Here is a 16,273-nt window from a genome sequence, read left to right as displayed (position 1 = left end):
TAAAATGGGAATAGGAAAAGACATAGAGCAATTTGCGCGCCTGAACGGGGAAAAACCAGCGATTCTTTTGCCGGATGGTGAACAGATAACCTATAAACAATTTTATCATCATATTCGAAACCTTCAAATGCACATGAAAACTGCTTCGAACAAAAAAAAGCAAACGGTCGGTATTTGGATTGGAAACGATCCGGAATTTTTGGAGGTGTTTTTTGCTGTTATTACCCTCGGGTGGATCGCTGTTCCTTTTGATCCGAAATGGACAAAAAAAGAGGTTAAGCAAGTCATGGAGGATTGTGCTCCAGATCTATGCATTGCAAGTAAATCATTTTTAAAACGGAGCCAATATTTTCCCGAACGTGTTGTGATGATTGATGAATGGAAGCGGCTCGAAAGGCCGGTTGAAAATGACATCCAAGTCAAATGGGAAAGTTTTGATGAAGAAATATTTTATCTAGGCTTTACTTCAGGATCAACCGGAAGACAAAAAGGATATATGAGAAATCACCGTTCATGGCTGAAAAGCTTTTATGCTTGCGAAGAAGTTTTCGGGTATGGCGAAGAGGATGTGATTGTTGCCCCCGGCCCGCTATGCCATTCATTGTCGCTGTTTGCGGCGGTTCACGCTTTACATATTGGTGCCACTTTTTATATGCTCCCGGTATTTTCGCCGAAAGAAACTTATAATATCTTAAAGGAGCGCAAGGCTACCGTTTTTTACGGGGTTCCGACAATGTTGGAAGCAATGCTGAAATTGCCTGTTGGAAAAGAGGATTCCATTAAGCAGCCTGTAAAAATGATTACGTCAGGTGCAAAACTTTCCAGTGCCACCAGACAGAAAATAAAAGACATTTTGCCGAACGGGCAAGTTTTTGAATTTTATGGAGCTTCCGAATTAAGTTTTGTCAGCTATTCCGATGAACAAATTTTCAAGCAGGCGCCCGGGAGTGTCGGCATTCCATTTCCGGGAGTCAATGTAACGATAAAAAAAGAAGACGGAAGCGAAGCTTTGCCAAACGAAATTGGCGAAGTTGTTGTAAGCAGTGAATTTTTATTTTCAGGTTATGTAAACAGCCAAAATGAAACAAATTCCGTTTTCCAGGATGATGGTGTTTCCATTGGCGACTTGGGCTATTTGGACGAAAACGGTTTTTTAACGATCGTCGGACGGAAAAAAAATATGATCATCAGTGGCGGTTTCAATATTTATCCTGAAGAAATCGAAATAGTGTTGAAAAAAAGGAAAGAGGTAGAAGAAGCCGTTGTCATAGGAGCAAAGGACGATTACTGGGGGCAAAAGCCAGTTGCATTTATTAAGTGGAAAAAGGGTGCGAAAGCCGAAAGCTTCCGGTCGTTGAAAAGATACTTAAAAACTGAACTTCCTCTACACAAAATCCCTCGCAAGTTTTATGAGGTTGAACAGTTCCCCTATACAACAAGCGGAAAAATTGCGAGGAACAAATTGGAGCAATTGATTAAAGAGGTGGGAAAATGACCGTCCCTGTTATCGTCATGGCGAAAAGAACACCTGTTGGAAAAATGGGAGGAATGTTTAAAACCGTTCCTCCAGAAAAACTGGCCGCTGCTGTCATCAAGGCCATTATTGAAGAAAGCGGAATTGATCCTGCCGAAATTGATGAAGTCATTTTCGGAAATGCTGTCGGTCCAGGAGGCAATATTGCGAGGCTCTCGCTTCTTACGGCTGGACTTCCCGAACAAGTTCCCGGGGTAACCGTTGATCGCCAATGCGGATCAGGATTGGAGGCGGTAAATCTCGCTTGCAGGCTTGTGCAATCTGGAGCCGGAGACATTTACATTGCAGGCGGCGTCGAAAGTACGAGCCTCGCCCCATGGAAAATAGAAAAGCCGGTATCACTGTATGACATGAGAGGGCCGAAAATTTTCACAAGAGCAAAATTTTCTCCTGATACTTCCGGTGATCCGGAAATGGGGGAGGCGGCGGAAAATGTTGCGGAAGCGTTCAACATTTCAAGAGAAGAACAAGATTGGTTTGCGTGGAAAAGCCACCAAAAAGCGGTTGCTGCTATGAAAGAAGGAAGATTTCAAAACGAAATAGTGGAAGTAAACGGCTTTATTAAGGATGAATGCCCCAAAGAGAAATTGAGTTTGGAAAGGCTTGCCGCGATGAAGCCGGTCTTTAAAGAAAATGGAACGGTAACCGTCGGGAATTCCTGTCCTTTAAATGATGGTGCATGCGCAGTCCTTGTTATGTCTGAGCGTAAATGCAAGGAACTGAAACTGAAACCGGCGTTGAAATTCGTTGATTGCACAAGTGCTGGCGTTGATCCGAAACTTTTAGGAATCGGTCCGGTTCCGGCCGTTCAAAAATTGCTGGCACGGAATAGACTGAAGATGGCTGATATCGATTTAGTGGAGTTTAACGAGGCTTTTGCTTCGCAAGTGCTAGCTTCGGCAAAAGAATTAAATATTCCGCAAGAAAAGCTGAATGTAGGCGGCGGGGCGCTTGCCATCGGCCATCCATATGGCGCTTCAGGTGCAATCTTGGTAGCAAGGCTTTGCACAGAAATGAAAAGAATAAAAGGCAAACGGGCAATCGCAACGTTGGGAATCGGCGGGGGATTGGGCATCGCGGCATTATATGAAGAATGGCAACAATAGCGAAAGCAAGATCACAAGTCCTTTATCGCAAGCAAATGAATGTAAAAAAATTTATTCAATCTTGACCTTGTTCTATAAAGGTCAAGATTTTGTTTTTTCGGCATGTTCCGGTACCTGCTTGGAATAATAAAAAAGAAATTTTTTGCTATACGTTTGCTGCTTTTTTCATTATAATTATTTTGGTTTATTTACTAATCAGTTTTTTGGAGGAAAAGGACATGATATTTCGGAAAAAGAAGGATCGTTTCTCAGAATTGCTGCTCCAAATATCGAACAATTTACTGGAAGCAGGAAAGTTTTTTGATGATTTTCAAATCAACGAGGAAACAATGAAGGACTTTTCCGCCCGTGTGAAAGAGTATGAAACGGCGGGAGATCATTTTGTGCACGAAATGATTAAAGAATTGAACCGCGCTTTTATTACTCCGATTGAAAGAGAAGATATTTTAGCGCTGACAATGAGCATGGATGATGTTCTGGACGGTTTTGAAGAGTCATCTGCGCTGCTTGAAATGTATAATATCACGTCACCGACCCCACATATGGATGATTTTGTGAAAATGTTGCGTAAATGTGTGACGGAAATAAATCGCGCCATTGAATTGTTGTCTGAAAATCAACTGATTAAAATCCGAAAGCACGCCATTCAGATCAAAGCTATTGAAACAAATTGCGACGAGCTGCTTAGAACGGCCATAAAAGAATTATTTGCATTAGAAAAAGATCCGATCAAAATCATTCAATATAAGGAAATTTATGAAACCCTTGAGGAAATTGCAGATAATTGCCAATCAGTGGCAAATACACTTGAAACGATCATTATGAAAAATGCATAAGAGGTGGACAAGCCAATGGATGCTATTTTTATCCTGACTTTATTGATTGTCGTCGGGGCATTATGTTTTGATTTTATCAACGGGTTTCATGATACAGCCAATTCAATCGCCACCTCTGTTTCCACCAAAGCTTTAAGACCAAGGCAAGCCATTGTTTTGGCAGCAGCCATGAATTTTTTGGGCGCCATGACGTTTACCGGAGTTGCCAAGACGATTACAAAGGATATTGTTGATCCGTTTGCTCTTGAAAACGGATCCGTTGTCATACTTGCCGCACTGGTGGCAGCGATCGCTTGGAATCTGATCACATGGTATTACGGCATTCCAAGCAGCTCATCACATGCCATTATCGGTTCGATAGCAGGAGCTGCCATTGCAGCAGCGGGTTTTCATTCATTAAATTATGCAGGTTTTATTAAAATTATTGAATCTTTAATTGTTTCGCCAATACTCGCTTTTGTTGTGGGCTATATCGTTTATTCCATCATTAAGATCATTTTCAGAAATCGAAATTTATATAGAACGAATAAGCAATTTCGGATTATACAAGTAGCCACTGCGGCGCTGCAAGCTTTCACCCACGGTACGAACGATGCTCAAAAAGCGATGGGTATTATCACGATGGCGTTGATTGCCAACCAATACCATACAACAACGGAAATACCGTTTTGGGTGCAGTTGTCGTGCGCGCTTGCCATGGGGCTCGGAACGTCAATTGGAGGTTGGAAAATTATTAAAACCGTCGGCGGGAAAATTATGAAAATTCGTCCTGTTAATGGCGTTGCCGCAGATTTAACAGGGGCGTCCATTATCTTCGGCGCAACTTTTATCCATTTGCCTGTCAGCACAACACATGTCATTTCTTCTTCCATATTGGGAGTGGGAGCAGCTCATAGATTAAAAGGAGTTCAATGGAACACAGCTAAGCGCATTGTCATCACATGGTTTATCACTTTGCCTATTTCGGCGCTGCTCGCTGGAATGGTGTATTATGTAATTAATTTGCTGTTTTAAATTTTTTCCAATCGTTTTTATACAATTGAATATAGAGAAAAAATGAGCGGGGTTTCCCTGCTCATTTTTTTTGTGAAACTCATGATTTCGTCTGGCGAATTCTGCGAATATACCAAGCAATGGCGGCGATGGCCAGAACAGCAATCACAACGTAAATGATTTTGGAATAAACATCAATATATTCAGTGATGACCGGCCAAGCTTCTCCCAGCCCTGCGCCGACCGTAATAAGGAAAATGTTCCAGATTAGGGAGCCGATCGTTGTAAAAATGAAAAAAAGCATGAAATTCATGTTGGACATCCCGGCAGGTATGGAAATTAAACTGCGGACAAGGGGAATGATCCGGCAAAACAATACCGTCCAGATGCCGTAGCGGTCAAACCAATGATCAGCTTTATGGATATCTTCTTTTGTAATTTTTAGAATGTGCCCCCAACGGTCAATGATTTTTTCCAATCGCTCCACATCAATCAGCAATCCGATGCAGTATAAAATCACAGCGCCAACCACAGAGCCGCAAGTTGCAGCAAAAATCACTCCGGGGATGGTTAAATCTGAATAGGTTGTCATAAAACCTCCAAAAGGAAGGACAATTTCGGAAGGGATTGGCGGGAAAATATTTTCAAGAGCAATAATCAAAAAAATTCCCCAATATCCATATTGTTCCATAAAATGGGTTATCCAGTTTTCCATCTATTTTCCTCCTATATAAAACTACTTCTATATTATACTAAATAATTGGTTAAAAAAATGGCCAATTAATAAAAACTTCCAGTCTTGACTGGAAGTTTTAGAGCAACAGATAAATTTGGAAAACAGCGAAAAGAACGGCGGTCAAAATGAAAATGTTTTTAGCAATGATTTTCTTTTTATGTTTATCAACCACTTTTAATTCTTTTTTATTCAATTTCGCCTGATTCGCCTCAATCCACTGTTTCACTTCCCATTTGTTTCGGCAGCTTGTTAAATATGTCTCCCCATTTTTTCCCGTTGCATGAATAATAAAACGGCAAGACTTTTTTGTATCCAAGCGTTTCCCCCAACCTTTTCGTTGATGTGTGAACATACGGATATTTTATCAGTTTTTAGTAAAGATTCAACCCATTTTCATATTATTTTTTCCTTTTCAATTTTATGAAAATAGAATGGAAATTCAAGGCTCTTTCGTGTATGAAGAACTTTCGCGACATTCATACTACATATTAGAAACGGAGGTTTTTTGATGAACGTTCTTATTATTTATGCACATCCGAATCACAACAGTTTTAATTACGCCATCCTTCAGACAGTTGTTCAAAAACTTCAGGAAAAACAGCATGAGGTCAAAATAAGGGATTTATATGACATGAACTTCAATCCCGTGTTGAAAGAAGATTACTTTACAATAAAAAATCCAATGATTCCAAACTCCATTCAAGAAGAACAAAGACTAGTGGCATGGGCAGAGCAGCTGATTTTCATTTTTCCAACTCGGTGGAACGGAATACCCGCCATTTTAAAAGGGTATATTGAAAAAACATTTACAAACGGCTTTGCATTTATTTTCACGGATGAAGAAGCAAAAGGCTTATTGGAAAACAAAAAATCGATTATATTTCAAACAACATCCCAGCCGGAACATTATTTAAAACCGTATCAATTGGTGGCATCAATGGTAACAGTCATGGATGTCGGATTTTTAAATTTTTGCGGCATTGAAACAATAACCCATAAGTTTTTTTATTCTGTGCCATATGTTGATGAACAAACAAAGCGAGGTATGCTGAAAGAAGTGGAAGACATCATGGAAATGATATAATCTTTCCTCGCTCGAAAAATGGTCGCAATGGCAAGGACAAGAATCGACATCATGGAAATGATATAATCTTTCCTCCCTTTGAAAAGACAGCTCAGCAAAAGAAACTATGTCCAATACTGAACAATATTCACATTTTTCGATAAATACAGCATAATGGTATTGGATATTTTGAAAGGGAGTTGTGGGGAAATGGTGAAAGGTTTGCAAGATGCTGCAACATTACATAACGGTGTTCAAATGCCTTGGTTTGGGTTAGGCGTCTATAAGGTGGAAAACAGCGAGGCGATTCAAGCGGTAAAGGCTGCGCTGAAAGCGGGATATAGAAGCATAGATACGGCAGCTTATTATCAAAATGAAGAAGGGGTGGGAATCGGCATAAAAGAAGCGGGGATACCGCGTGAAGAGCTTTTTATTACATCGAAAGTGTGGAATAGTGATCAAGGATATGACTCAACAATAAAAGCTTTTGAAGCAAGCTTGAAACGGCTTGGACTTGATTATTTGGATTTGTATCTAATCCATTGGCCAGTGAAAGGAAAATATAAAGAAACGTGGAAAGCCCTTGAGAAGGTATATAAGGAAGGGAAAGTCCGCGCGATCGGCGTCAGCAATTTTCACATTCATCATTTGCAAGATTTATTGCAAGAAGCGAAAATAAAACCAATGGTCAATCAGGTAGAATTTCATCCCCGATTGACGCAAAAGGAACTTCGCCAATATTGCAAAGAGCAAGGTATCCAGTTTGAAGCTTGGTCTCCTCTTATGCGGGGACAACTGTTTGACAATGATGTATTAAAAGAAATAGGGAAAAAATATAACAAAACACCGGCTCAAGTCATTTTGCGGTGGGATCTGCAACATGAAGTGGTGACGATTCCAAAGTCAGTAAATGAACAGCGAATCATTGAAAATGCCTCGATTTTTGATTTTGAATTGACAAAGGAAGAAATGGATCGGATCGATGCGTTGAATGAAAATAAGCGGATCGGATCAGATCCGGACAATTTTGATTTTTAATGAAAGTGTGGTTCATTCCGTTGAACAATTGTTTTTCAAAAATGTTGATTGCAGCCGGATTTGTACTGGTCCTTTATGGTTTATGGAACATTGCCGATACAAATTTTCAAACGTCTCAATCTTTACAAGAAGCCAAAAAACTGATTGAGGAAGGAAAAGCTGAAGCGGAAGATCTTAAGCAAAGCGCTGGACGTTTTGCCCCTGTATTTGGCGATGTCATTGGAATATTGGAAATTCCTAAACTAAATGGCGAGCTCCCGATTGTAGAAGGAACATCGCCGGATGATTTGGAAAAAGGTGTCGGGCACTACAAAGGCAGCTATTTTCCAAATGAAAATGGCCAAATTGTGTTGTCAGGGCACAGAGATACTGTGTTTCGCCAAATAGGGGAACTTGAAATTGGAGATTCGCTCATTCTTCGTGTTCCCTACGGCGAATTTAAGTATACGATTATCGATACAAAAATCGTGGATGCTGATGATACAAGCATTATTACGCTCCAGAACGACTATGAAGAATTGATATTGACAACATGTTATCCTTTTACATATGTCGGGGATGCTCCTGAACGGTATATTATATATGCTGAAAGGGCGAAGGGATAATATTTGTTTGCGTATAGAAATACTTACCTGTAACATCCATTCTTTCGGTATGTTATCTTTAGGATAACAAATGTTTGAAAGGTGATGGTTCCGTGAAAATTGTTTCAGCTTCAACGGAAGAACAGGAAGAACATATACAAAATCTTATTGAAACAATGTTTACTGTAACGTTCCCGAAATTTTTTTCAGATGAAACCATTCATTCGATTGCCGAACGCACGATTTTGAAGAAGTCCGATCTTTTTTACAACGGAACAATGGAGGAAGCGTTAAAAATTATTTCCAGCCTGCAAACATTGATTGTTTTGCTCGAACTTAAAGCAGCAGGAAAAGAACAAAAACATTTTCAGGAATTGTTTGAACGTAATTGTAAAATTCTTGGAAATTTCGGTATCTGTTTTCCTTTTTCCTTTGACCAGTTTCCGACAGGTGGAGACAGAAAAGAGAAACTGAGCAGGTATACAAAGCCAGCAAACAAATGGATGATATAAGGCCGCTTTTGGAAATAAAGCGGCCTAATGTTTTTATTTTTTCCACTTTGACAAGATGCCCCGAAAAACATCTTCGTTTTGATAGCCTACAACTCGGTCCGCTTCTTTACCGCTCACGAAATGGACAAGCGTCGGTGTCGCCTCGATATGATATTGATCCCAGCCCTCTTCAAATTCAAGAAGATTATATTGGACAATGTCGACCTTCATTTCTTTGGCTAACGGCATTAATATCGGGGTCGTTCTTTTACAATGTGGACATGTGGAACTAAAAAAATAAACAATGACATTTTCTTTATTTTTCAGCTTTTTCTCCAATTCTTCAGGGAGGATGATGTTTTGATAATTCGGATCGTCCAAAAGCTTGACGGTTTCAGGGTGAAGTTCGGATTTGTTATACGGATTTCCCTCAACTTTTTGTTTTTGCTGCATATTTGTGACAATGGCTAGGGCTGCGAAAAGCAAAAGAATGATTCCGCCAAAAATAAGTATCTTTTTCATATGAACACCTATCCTTTAGTACGTATAATAAGTAAATTTGAAATGAAAATGATTGTAAATCCAATTAAGGCTAAAAAGGGGATCGTGATAAAACCAAACCAATTAATGTATTCGCCTGTACAAGGGACTCTTCCGCAGGCGGGAGCATGTTCCGTAAAATAAGGAATTTTTTGCAGCGAATAGTGATAAATAGATATCATTCCGCCGAGAACGGATAAAACGATCGAATAGAAAGAAATATGATAATCCTTCTTAATGAATGCCAAGCCAAGCAAGATCACCTGAGGGTACATAAAAATGCGCTGGAACCAGCACAATTTGCATGGTTCAAACTGCAAAATTTCTGAAAAATAAAGGCTTCCTAAAGTTGAAATAAATGAAGCAATCCAAGCAAACAACAATAAATTTTCTTTTCGTTTATTTTGATTCATGATACAGACACTCTCTTCTTTCTTTCTACATGCATTATAATACATTCTCTTTCATTTAAAAATGATTTGTCGGAAGTCTTAATAAATTGTTCAAAATAAAACAGTGTTTGGCATTCATAAAATTTTGGACAATTGTCCAAACTATCAGCGAAAGGAGTGAAAACATGGAAAAAATTCGCGATATTATGTCATCAAATGTGATCTCAGTTTCATCCAATCAAACTGTTCAAGAGGCTGCTCAGCTAATGAGACAGCACAATATTGGAGCATTGCCTGTAATAGACAATGGCCAATTAAAGGGTATGGTCACAGACCGCGACATTACGCTTCGTACTACTGCTCAAGGCAAGAATGAAGACACGACGGTTGGTCAAGTCATGTCGACAAACCTTGTTTCCGGCCGTCCGGAAATGAGCGTTCAGGAAGCAGCCGAATTAATGGCGCAAAATCAAATTCGGCGATTGCCTGTTGTGGAAAACAACCAAGTGGTCGGCATGGTGGCATTAGGCGACTTGGCAACGAATTCCATGTCCAATGAATCAGCAGGTGAAGCATTGACGGATATTTCGGAGAAAGATCTCGACTCATTTTAATTTAATTTTGCGCTCTTACTAGAATGAATCCCCTTATCTTAGGCGGCTAATGCAATGTCTTTTGTCTAAGAAAAGGGGGTTTTTTAGTGCAAGAAAGAGAAAATACTTTTGAAGGAAGAAACAACCGGGTTGTTATAAGGAGTTCCATTTTCTGTAGTGCGTACTTTCGACTGTTTGCCTGCTGCTTGCAAAGCCTCAAGTAATGTCTCTATTTTCATAGATCGAAGAATGTTTGGATATTCTAGACAGAACAAGAGCCTTCGAACGGATATTTCACCATCATACTTGCGGGTTTGTCAAACAATTGTAAAAAAAGAAGGCGGATTAGGTTTCAAGTGCTCAGTTTGTAGAGAAAAAATACCTCTTTTTTCAACTGGATTTTTCATCTGGCTTTTCTCTATTTTAAATCATAATTCGCCATGATATAATCGAAATAATAAAATTGTTTGGATGCCTTGATGCGCAGTAGGGGTGTGGAAAATGAATGTAAATATACGTACCAAGGACATTTTAAATAAATTTAGTCTATCACGGCAAACTTTATATAACTGGATAAGAGAAGGGAAATTAAATGCACCTAAGAAAGATTGGAGAGGTTGGAGAATGTGGACACAGCAGCATTTACTAGAATTGGAAAACATCATAGAAATGAATCAACAAAAAAATCAAACGCCGTTCAATCCAGATGTAAAACTTCATATACATAATCGGAGATATTTGGGGAGCAAATATAAATTATTGCCTTTCATAGGGAAAGTCGTTAGTGAAAATTGCAAGGATATAAAAGTGGTTGCAGATATTTTTGGAGGTACAGGAGTCGTTGCAGATTTTTTTAATAAAAAAGGCAAAACCGTCATTGTGAATGATATTCTATTCTCTAATTATTTGTCATATTTAACATGGTTCAGTGATGAAAAGGTTGATTATGAAAAAATCGAATATTTAATTGCCCATTTCAATCAAACAAACCCGCGTGAAGATAATTATGTTTCTGAACATTTTGGCGGTACATACTTCACTGTTGAAAATGCCCGCAAGATTGGTTTTATACGAGAAGAAATAGAAAAAATAGGAGACAGTCTTTCTTTCCGGGAAAAAGCGGTACTCATTACTTCGCTGCTTTATGCAATGGATAAAGTGGCTAATACAACGGGACATTACGACGCATTTAGAAGAAAGTTGGATGCCACTAAAGAAATAAAATTGCTGGTTCCTGAATTGAAAGACGAAATGAACAAGGGCAATCGAATTTACAATCAAGATGCCAATGAATTGGTAAGGAATATAGCTGCTGATTTAGTTTATATCGATACACCTTATAATTCACGCCAATATAGTGACGCTTATCATTTATTAGAGAATATCGCGGAATGGAAAAAGCCGGAAGTTGTGGGTGTTGCAAAAAAAATGGTGAATCGGTCACATATTAAAAGCGATTATTGTACAATGAAGGCTCCACAGGCATTTGCTGATTTAATCTCTCATATTGACAGCAAGTACATTCTAGTTTCATATAATAATATGGCTCAAAAAGGTGTCGGAAGATCAAATGCAAAAATTTCATCGGAAGAGATCATTGAGATTTTAAGTTCTAAAGGGCATGTCAGTATCTTTGAGACAGATTTTACTCCATATACAACGGGAAAATCGAAAATTGATAATCATAAGGAAATTCTTTATCTATGTGAATTGAGTTAGGTGGTCAAGGGTGTTGAAAGTTGAAAAAAAGTATCTTAAGTCATGTTTTAATTATACTGGAGGGAAACATAAACTTCTTCAACAAATCATTCAATTGTTCCCAACGAATATTCATACATTTGTTGACTTGTTTTGTGGTGGAGCAAATGTAGCCATTAATGTGGAAGCAAAGGGCAAAATTTATTGTATTGATAAACAAGAAGAAGTAATTCGTTTTTTTAACACACTTCAAAAGTACAGTATAGAAGAAATATTTAGAACGATTAAAGAAATTATTGAAACGTTTGGATTATCGAATACATTTCAATATGGCTACGAATATTATAGATGTGAATCCAGCACGGGCTTATCTCATTACAATAAGGAAAAGTATAAGGCGTTAAGGGATTTTTATAATAACAACAAAAAACAAAATGAAAATCATTCATATTTTGATTTGATTTTTTACGTGTTAACAGTATATGGATTTAATAATCAAATACGATTTAATAAAAAAGGTGATTATAATATTCCGGTCGGTAAAAGAGATTTTAATGAAAATATCCAAAATAATCTTTATCAATTTATTCAAGTGATCCAAAAAAAAGATTTCATCTTTCAATGCAAAGATTTCAGAGACATGGATATTCATTTGACGGAAGGAGATTTTTTATATGCGGACCCGCCGTATTTAATTTCCACTGCTACTTACAATGAACAAAACGGTTGGACGATAAATGACGAGAAAGATTTATTGGAATTGCTTGATTCATTAGATAGGAAAGGCGTTAAGTTTGCTTTATCCAATGTTATTGAACATAAAGGGAAGGAGAATACTATCCTGAAGGAATGGATCAATAAACATAAACATTATCGTGTGCATTATCTAGACTATAATTACAATCATTCTAACTATCAATTTAAACATAAAAAATCGAAAACATTGGAAGTATTAATTACAAACTACTAGTAGGATTGTAACTCAAAAGGCTTTTCTGTTCACAGTATATATTTGTGTTTGATGAATTAATGAGCATAATAACTTTAGGGCTATTTCAACATTTGAAATAGTCCTCTTTTTTTTGATTTTTTAAAATTATTCATAAAAATGGTGATTTAGTTTATCATTATTGTGGATAATGATTGGATTCTGTAGAGGAGGATTTTGCAGTGTTATTTACAATTGATAGAGTTCAATTTTCATACTCTCAACAGCAATATTATTTTTATGAGTTTATGGAGATACCGAATATAAAATTATTAATTATGACGAGTAATTTTTGGGAAACCCTCTACAGCATGATAAACGATATTGAACGTAAAAAATTAACCTTTCTCTTAAACAATCAGTTAAATACAGTTAAAATTTTTATTTTTTATCAACGGGGAGTCAATTGTTTTATAAAGATAGAAATTAATCCTCATTTAAATCAAACGTTTGGCGATGTATGGGAATTTAAAGATATTCAGAAGTGGTTTAGAGGTTTAAATAATATCGATGGAGACAGCCGGTCAAAAGGATTAGGGGCTACTAAAAGCGAAAACATTGATTATTATGTTAATGGGCTGTTAAGGTTGTTGTATGATAAAGAAGATTATCAAGATGATAATGGTCTCGAACTAACAAAAAAACTTTTAGATGGTGATACTACAAAAGGTTTTGATTTGGATTTATTGCAATATATACAATCTACCAATGAATATATAATATATGAATTTTTAAAAAGAGAAAATTCTTATATTAGTAACATACAAGCGCATCCAATGCGCTATTGTTGGACTGGTAGGCGGAATGATAATAAGCAGAAGTTTATTTCGTTGTGGAATATCAAGCAATTTTTAAACGGAAGATTGTTTTTAATAAACTATAGTGATGACGACAACGAACGAGTTTCAATCATTGAAGTGTTAGATTTAGATGCAAATAAGGGCATCTTGGAAGAAAAAAAATATTGCATGAGTAAAAATGTTTTTATAGGCTGGCTCCGTGATATGAATCATTATAGTTCTTCTAGCAACAATTATTTGGCTGACTTCAAATGTGTTCATTATGATAAACAGTTTTTCAGGAATTTTAATGATAACAAAAAACGATATGGTTCTGAGTTTTTAATTTGATTGGAGGTTTTTGAATTGCCGGGTACATGGAGTATAAGTACTACTTTAAGAAATCCTGAACGTATTGCTGGCTTTTTAAAGGTATTATCAAGATTCGAAGGTGAAGTATTTGACGAGAGAGTTCAAGGCTTATTTTTCAAAGAATTAATAAAAACAAAACAATATAAACCAAATAGTATATCTGAATACTATAAGAGCAAATTTGAAGATCCAGAGGAGTTTACAGAAGAAGAAGTTGATGAAATCCTTAGCCAAGTGAAATATGAGAATAAAAGTTTTAATAATGACCAAAGCCAAGCATATGCTATGCGGGGAAGAACAGCAGTAAGTAACATAACGAAAATGGGGCTCGCAATTGCTAAAGAATCTATGGGCACAGTGAAAATTACTGAACTAGGCAAAAAATTGCTAGCCGGTAAAATAGATTTATCAACTGTGTTTTTTAGATATTTTTTAAAATGGCAGTACCCAAATCCTATAGAAAAAGGTTATGGGCATTTTAATATTAATCCCTTTATAGCGGTATTGCATGTTATAAATAAGGTTAATAAAAAATGGGAGAAACTAGGTAACAAACCGGTTGGAGTTTCTAAAGAAGAGTTTTCATTATTTTTGACAACTTTAATTGATTATAGAGACATAGATAAATGTGTAGACCAAATAATAAAGTTTCGTAATGAAAAAAGAATGTTAGACAAGAACGAACAGCAAGGATATGTTGAAAAAAGATTTATCGAAACGGCTGTAGAGTGCTTTGATTTAAATCCATTCGACAAAAAGAAAATAGAAACTAAAGTCAACAATTTGCGTGATTATGGAGATTCGGCAGTTCGATATTTTAGACAGACGAAATTATTATACTATAGAGGGAATGGCAGATATATCGATTTGGCTCCTACTAGAATAGTGGAAATTCAAAGATTACTTGATAATTTCGATGGAAGTGCTATGGGGTTTCAAAAGGCCGATGATTACTTGAATTATATGTCAGATATCAATCAACCTGCATTGCCATGGGAAAATATTAAAGACTTAAAGTCCGTGTATGAGAATTTACTTGAAAAAGCAAATTCAATGCAAATCGATATAAATAATCAATATGGTGGGCAGGCGTTACATCAGTTTAACCTATTAAAGAAAGATTTAAGGACAATTGAAGAATATAATGCTGAAATTTCGAATCTCAGGGATGTTATTAAAACCCTTAATAATGACTTGACAATACTTAAAGAAAGAAGTTTAGCAAATCTTGATTTCTATATTGAAAAATTATTAGAACTTGCAAATAGAAGAAGAAGTATTAGTGGGCAAGATCCTTTAAATTTAGAGTATTACGTTACTCAAACTTTAATGGCAATAGATGATGCGAGAGAAATATATCCTAACTATTCTGTGGGTGATGATAATATGCCAATCTTTACTGCACCGGGAAATTCACCTGATATAGAGTGTTATTATTCAACTTTTAATATGATATGTGAGGTAACTCTCTTAAGAGGGAGAGACCAATGGTTTAATGAGGGACAACCTGTGATGAGGCATCTAAGAGATTTTGAAGATAAAACAGGAAATCAAGCAATGGATAATTTCTGTTTATTTATTGCTCCGAATATCCATCGTGATACTTTAAACACATTTTGGATGAGTGTCAAACTAGGATATGAAGGTCAAATCCAGAAGATTGTACCTTTGACAATTAATCAGTACGTAACGGTATTAAAAAAGATAAAGGAACTGAATGAACGAGGAAAGAGAATCAATCATCAGGAATTCAAAAAATTATTGTCAGATATTTATAAAAGCAATGAAGCTGCTGGAAACGACTCAACAGTTTGGTTCAATAACATAGATACTGTAATTGAAAATTGGTATACTACATTACTAGGCGCATAGCATTACAAACTTTTTTTGCATTTTATATTTATTTTACATAAGGAAATATTGGCATTTCTATCAGCACCCGGCATCAAAAATTTATTGGCAGAAGACCTCGAGTGTTAGTTCTGAGGGTCTTTTTCATTAAGTCATCATACAACATGGCTAAACATTCCCTCATTTGAAACGGCTGGCTTGTGCTGTTTATTTGTTCACATAGGGTACGGAAGATTTATTAACAAAAAATGGGTATTTTACTGAAATAAATGGCAATATACGATAAATTTTTGGGATTGCAGTTTGATGTGGATCCTCCCAAATGCTTGTTTCTCAAAAGCATGAATACCCCGTGCATTCTTTCCAAGATTCATTCATAAAACATAAAAGGAATCTTTTTTGTATAATGTGGATAATAGGATAGAGTCGTCAACGATTTCTAGTTATTTTTTAACAAAAGGGTGTCATGTCTTTTTTAAGCAAGGCAGTTGGAATTCAAAAAATAAACGTCTTTTTAGTGAAAACGTTGGTGAAACATTGTTCCAATGATGGTGATCTGATCATTATGTATGCGGCCAGCTTCTTAAAACTTAAGTAATCAAAAAGGAGCATTCCTGTTAGAAGTTTTTTCGGGGACTTGAATAAAAAAAGCCCTCTTGGTATGATTCGGGGGTGTCAA

General features: G+C 36.7%; 17 protein-coding genes. 13 read left to right on the top strand and 4 right to left on the bottom strand.

From position 1 onward, the window contains the following. Positions 1-4 precede the first annotated feature (4 nt). The 4 genes from AC0KTX_RS12145 to AC0KTX_RS12130 all read left to right on the top strand — a co-directional run bounded on the left by AC0KTX_RS12145 (position 5) and on the right by AC0KTX_RS12130 (position 4,490). Positions 5-1,495, top strand: a complete 1,491-nt coding sequence (locus AC0KTX_RS12145; protein WP_474252434.1) for an AMP-binding protein — start codon at positions 5-7, stop codon at positions 1,493-1,495. Next, positions 1,492-2,640: a thiolase family protein gene (locus AC0KTX_RS12140; protein ID WP_474252433.1), complete on the top strand. Its 1,149-nt coding sequence runs from the start codon at positions 1,492-1,494 to the stop codon at positions 2,638-2,640. Before AC0KTX_RS12145 ends, AC0KTX_RS12140 begins: the two co-directional genes overlap by 4 nt. 218 nt (positions 2,641-2,858) lie before the next feature. Then, positions 2,859-3,476, top strand: coding sequence for a DUF47 domain-containing protein (locus AC0KTX_RS12135; protein WP_474252432.1), 618 nt, complete (start codon positions 2,859-2,861; stop codon positions 3,474-3,476). Positions 3,477-3,491: 15 nt separating this feature from the next. Continuing rightward, positions 3,492-4,490 carry an inorganic phosphate transporter gene (locus AC0KTX_RS12130; RefSeq protein WP_474252431.1) on the top strand — a complete coding sequence of 333 codons (999 nt, stop codon included), beginning with the start codon at positions 3,492-3,494 and terminating at the stop codon, positions 4,488-4,490. 79 nt (positions 4,491-4,569) lie between these two features. On the opposite strand, the gene AC0KTX_RS12125 is transcribed toward AC0KTX_RS12130, so the two are convergent. Together AC0KTX_RS12125 and AC0KTX_RS12120 are read right to left on the bottom strand one after the other, a co-directional pair. Continuing rightward, the gene (locus tag AC0KTX_RS12125) at positions 4,570-5,184 is read right to left on the bottom strand and encodes a DedA family protein (RefSeq protein WP_474252430.1); all 615 of its coding nucleotides are present in this window, start codon (positions 5,182-5,184) and stop codon (positions 4,570-4,572) included. Between the two features lie 97 nt (positions 5,185-5,281). Then, positions 5,282-5,521, bottom strand: coding sequence for a hypothetical protein (locus tag AC0KTX_RS12120; RefSeq protein ID WP_474252429.1), 240 nt, complete (start codon positions 5,519-5,521; stop codon positions 5,282-5,284). Between the two features lie 192 nt (positions 5,522-5,713). Between AC0KTX_RS12120 and AC0KTX_RS12115 the strand changes: the two genes are divergently transcribed. From AC0KTX_RS12115 to AC0KTX_RS12100, 4 genes are all read left to right on the top strand, one after another. Then, the gene (locus AC0KTX_RS12115; protein WP_474252428.1) at positions 5,714-6,289 is read left to right on the top strand and encodes an NAD(P)H-dependent oxidoreductase; all 576 of its coding nucleotides are present in this window, start codon (positions 5,714-5,716) and stop codon (positions 6,287-6,289) included. 189 nt (positions 6,290-6,478) lie between these two features. Then, positions 6,479-7,306, top strand: coding sequence for an aldo/keto reductase (locus tag AC0KTX_RS12110; protein ID WP_474252427.1), 828 nt, complete (start codon positions 6,479-6,481; stop codon positions 7,304-7,306). Continuing rightward, entirely contained in the window at positions 7,306-7,911 is a 606-nt protein-coding gene (locus AC0KTX_RS12105) for a class D sortase (protein WP_474252426.1), read from the top strand. The genes AC0KTX_RS12110 and AC0KTX_RS12105 overlap by 1 nt, the downstream gene beginning before the upstream one ends. Positions 7,912-8,003: 92 nt before the next feature. After that, complete coding sequence (locus AC0KTX_RS12100; protein WP_474252425.1) at positions 8,004-8,402, top strand: DUF5365 family protein; 399 nt, start codon at positions 8,004-8,006, stop codon at positions 8,400-8,402. 33 nt (positions 8,403-8,435) lie between these two features. Here the strand turns inward: AC0KTX_RS12100 and AC0KTX_RS12095 are convergent, their stop codons facing one another. Further along, the gene (locus AC0KTX_RS12095) at positions 8,436-8,903 is read right to left on the bottom strand and encodes a thioredoxin family protein (protein ID WP_474252424.1); all 468 of its coding nucleotides are present in this window, start codon (positions 8,901-8,903) and stop codon (positions 8,436-8,438) included. Positions 8,904-8,911: 8 nt separating this feature from the next. After that, positions 8,912-9,334: a disulfide formation protein C gene (locus AC0KTX_RS12090; protein ID WP_474252423.1), complete on the bottom strand. Its 423-nt coding sequence runs from the start codon at positions 9,332-9,334 to the stop codon at positions 8,912-8,914. A gap of 164 nt (positions 9,335-9,498) precedes the next feature. On the opposite strand from AC0KTX_RS12090, the gene AC0KTX_RS12085 reads away from it, so the two are divergent. From AC0KTX_RS12085 to AC0KTX_RS12065, 5 genes are all read left to right on the top strand, one after another. Further along, on the top strand, positions 9,499-9,927 hold the full coding sequence (locus AC0KTX_RS12085) for a CBS domain-containing protein (RefSeq protein ID WP_474252422.1): 429 nt from the start codon (positions 9,499-9,501) through the stop codon (positions 9,925-9,927). A gap of 480 nt (positions 9,928-10,407) precedes the next feature. After that, positions 10,408-11,625, top strand: coding sequence for a DNA adenine methylase (locus AC0KTX_RS12080; protein ID WP_474252421.1), 1,218 nt, complete (start codon positions 10,408-10,410; stop codon positions 11,623-11,625). Positions 11,626-11,635: 10 nt separating this feature from the next. After that, positions 11,636-12,574: a Dam family site-specific DNA-(adenine-N6)-methyltransferase gene (locus AC0KTX_RS12075; RefSeq protein ID WP_474252420.1), complete on the top strand. Its 939-nt coding sequence runs from the start codon at positions 11,636-11,638 to the stop codon at positions 12,572-12,574. Between the two features lie 200 nt (positions 12,575-12,774). Next, positions 12,775-13,722 carry a hypothetical protein gene (locus tag AC0KTX_RS12070; RefSeq protein ID WP_474252419.1) on the top strand — a complete coding sequence of 316 codons (948 nt, stop codon included), beginning with the start codon at positions 12,775-12,777 and terminating at the stop codon, positions 13,720-13,722. A gap of 15 nt (positions 13,723-13,737) precedes the next feature. After that, a complete protein-coding gene (locus AC0KTX_RS12065) occupies positions 13,738-15,615 on the top strand; it encodes an AlwI family type II restriction endonuclease (RefSeq protein WP_474252418.1) in 1,878 nt (625 codons plus the stop codon). Positions 15,616-16,273: the final 658 nt, after the last annotated feature.

Source organism: Aeribacillus sp. JST-2 (assembly GCF_056032925.1).
This window is presented reverse-complemented; position numbering and strand designations above follow the sequence as displayed.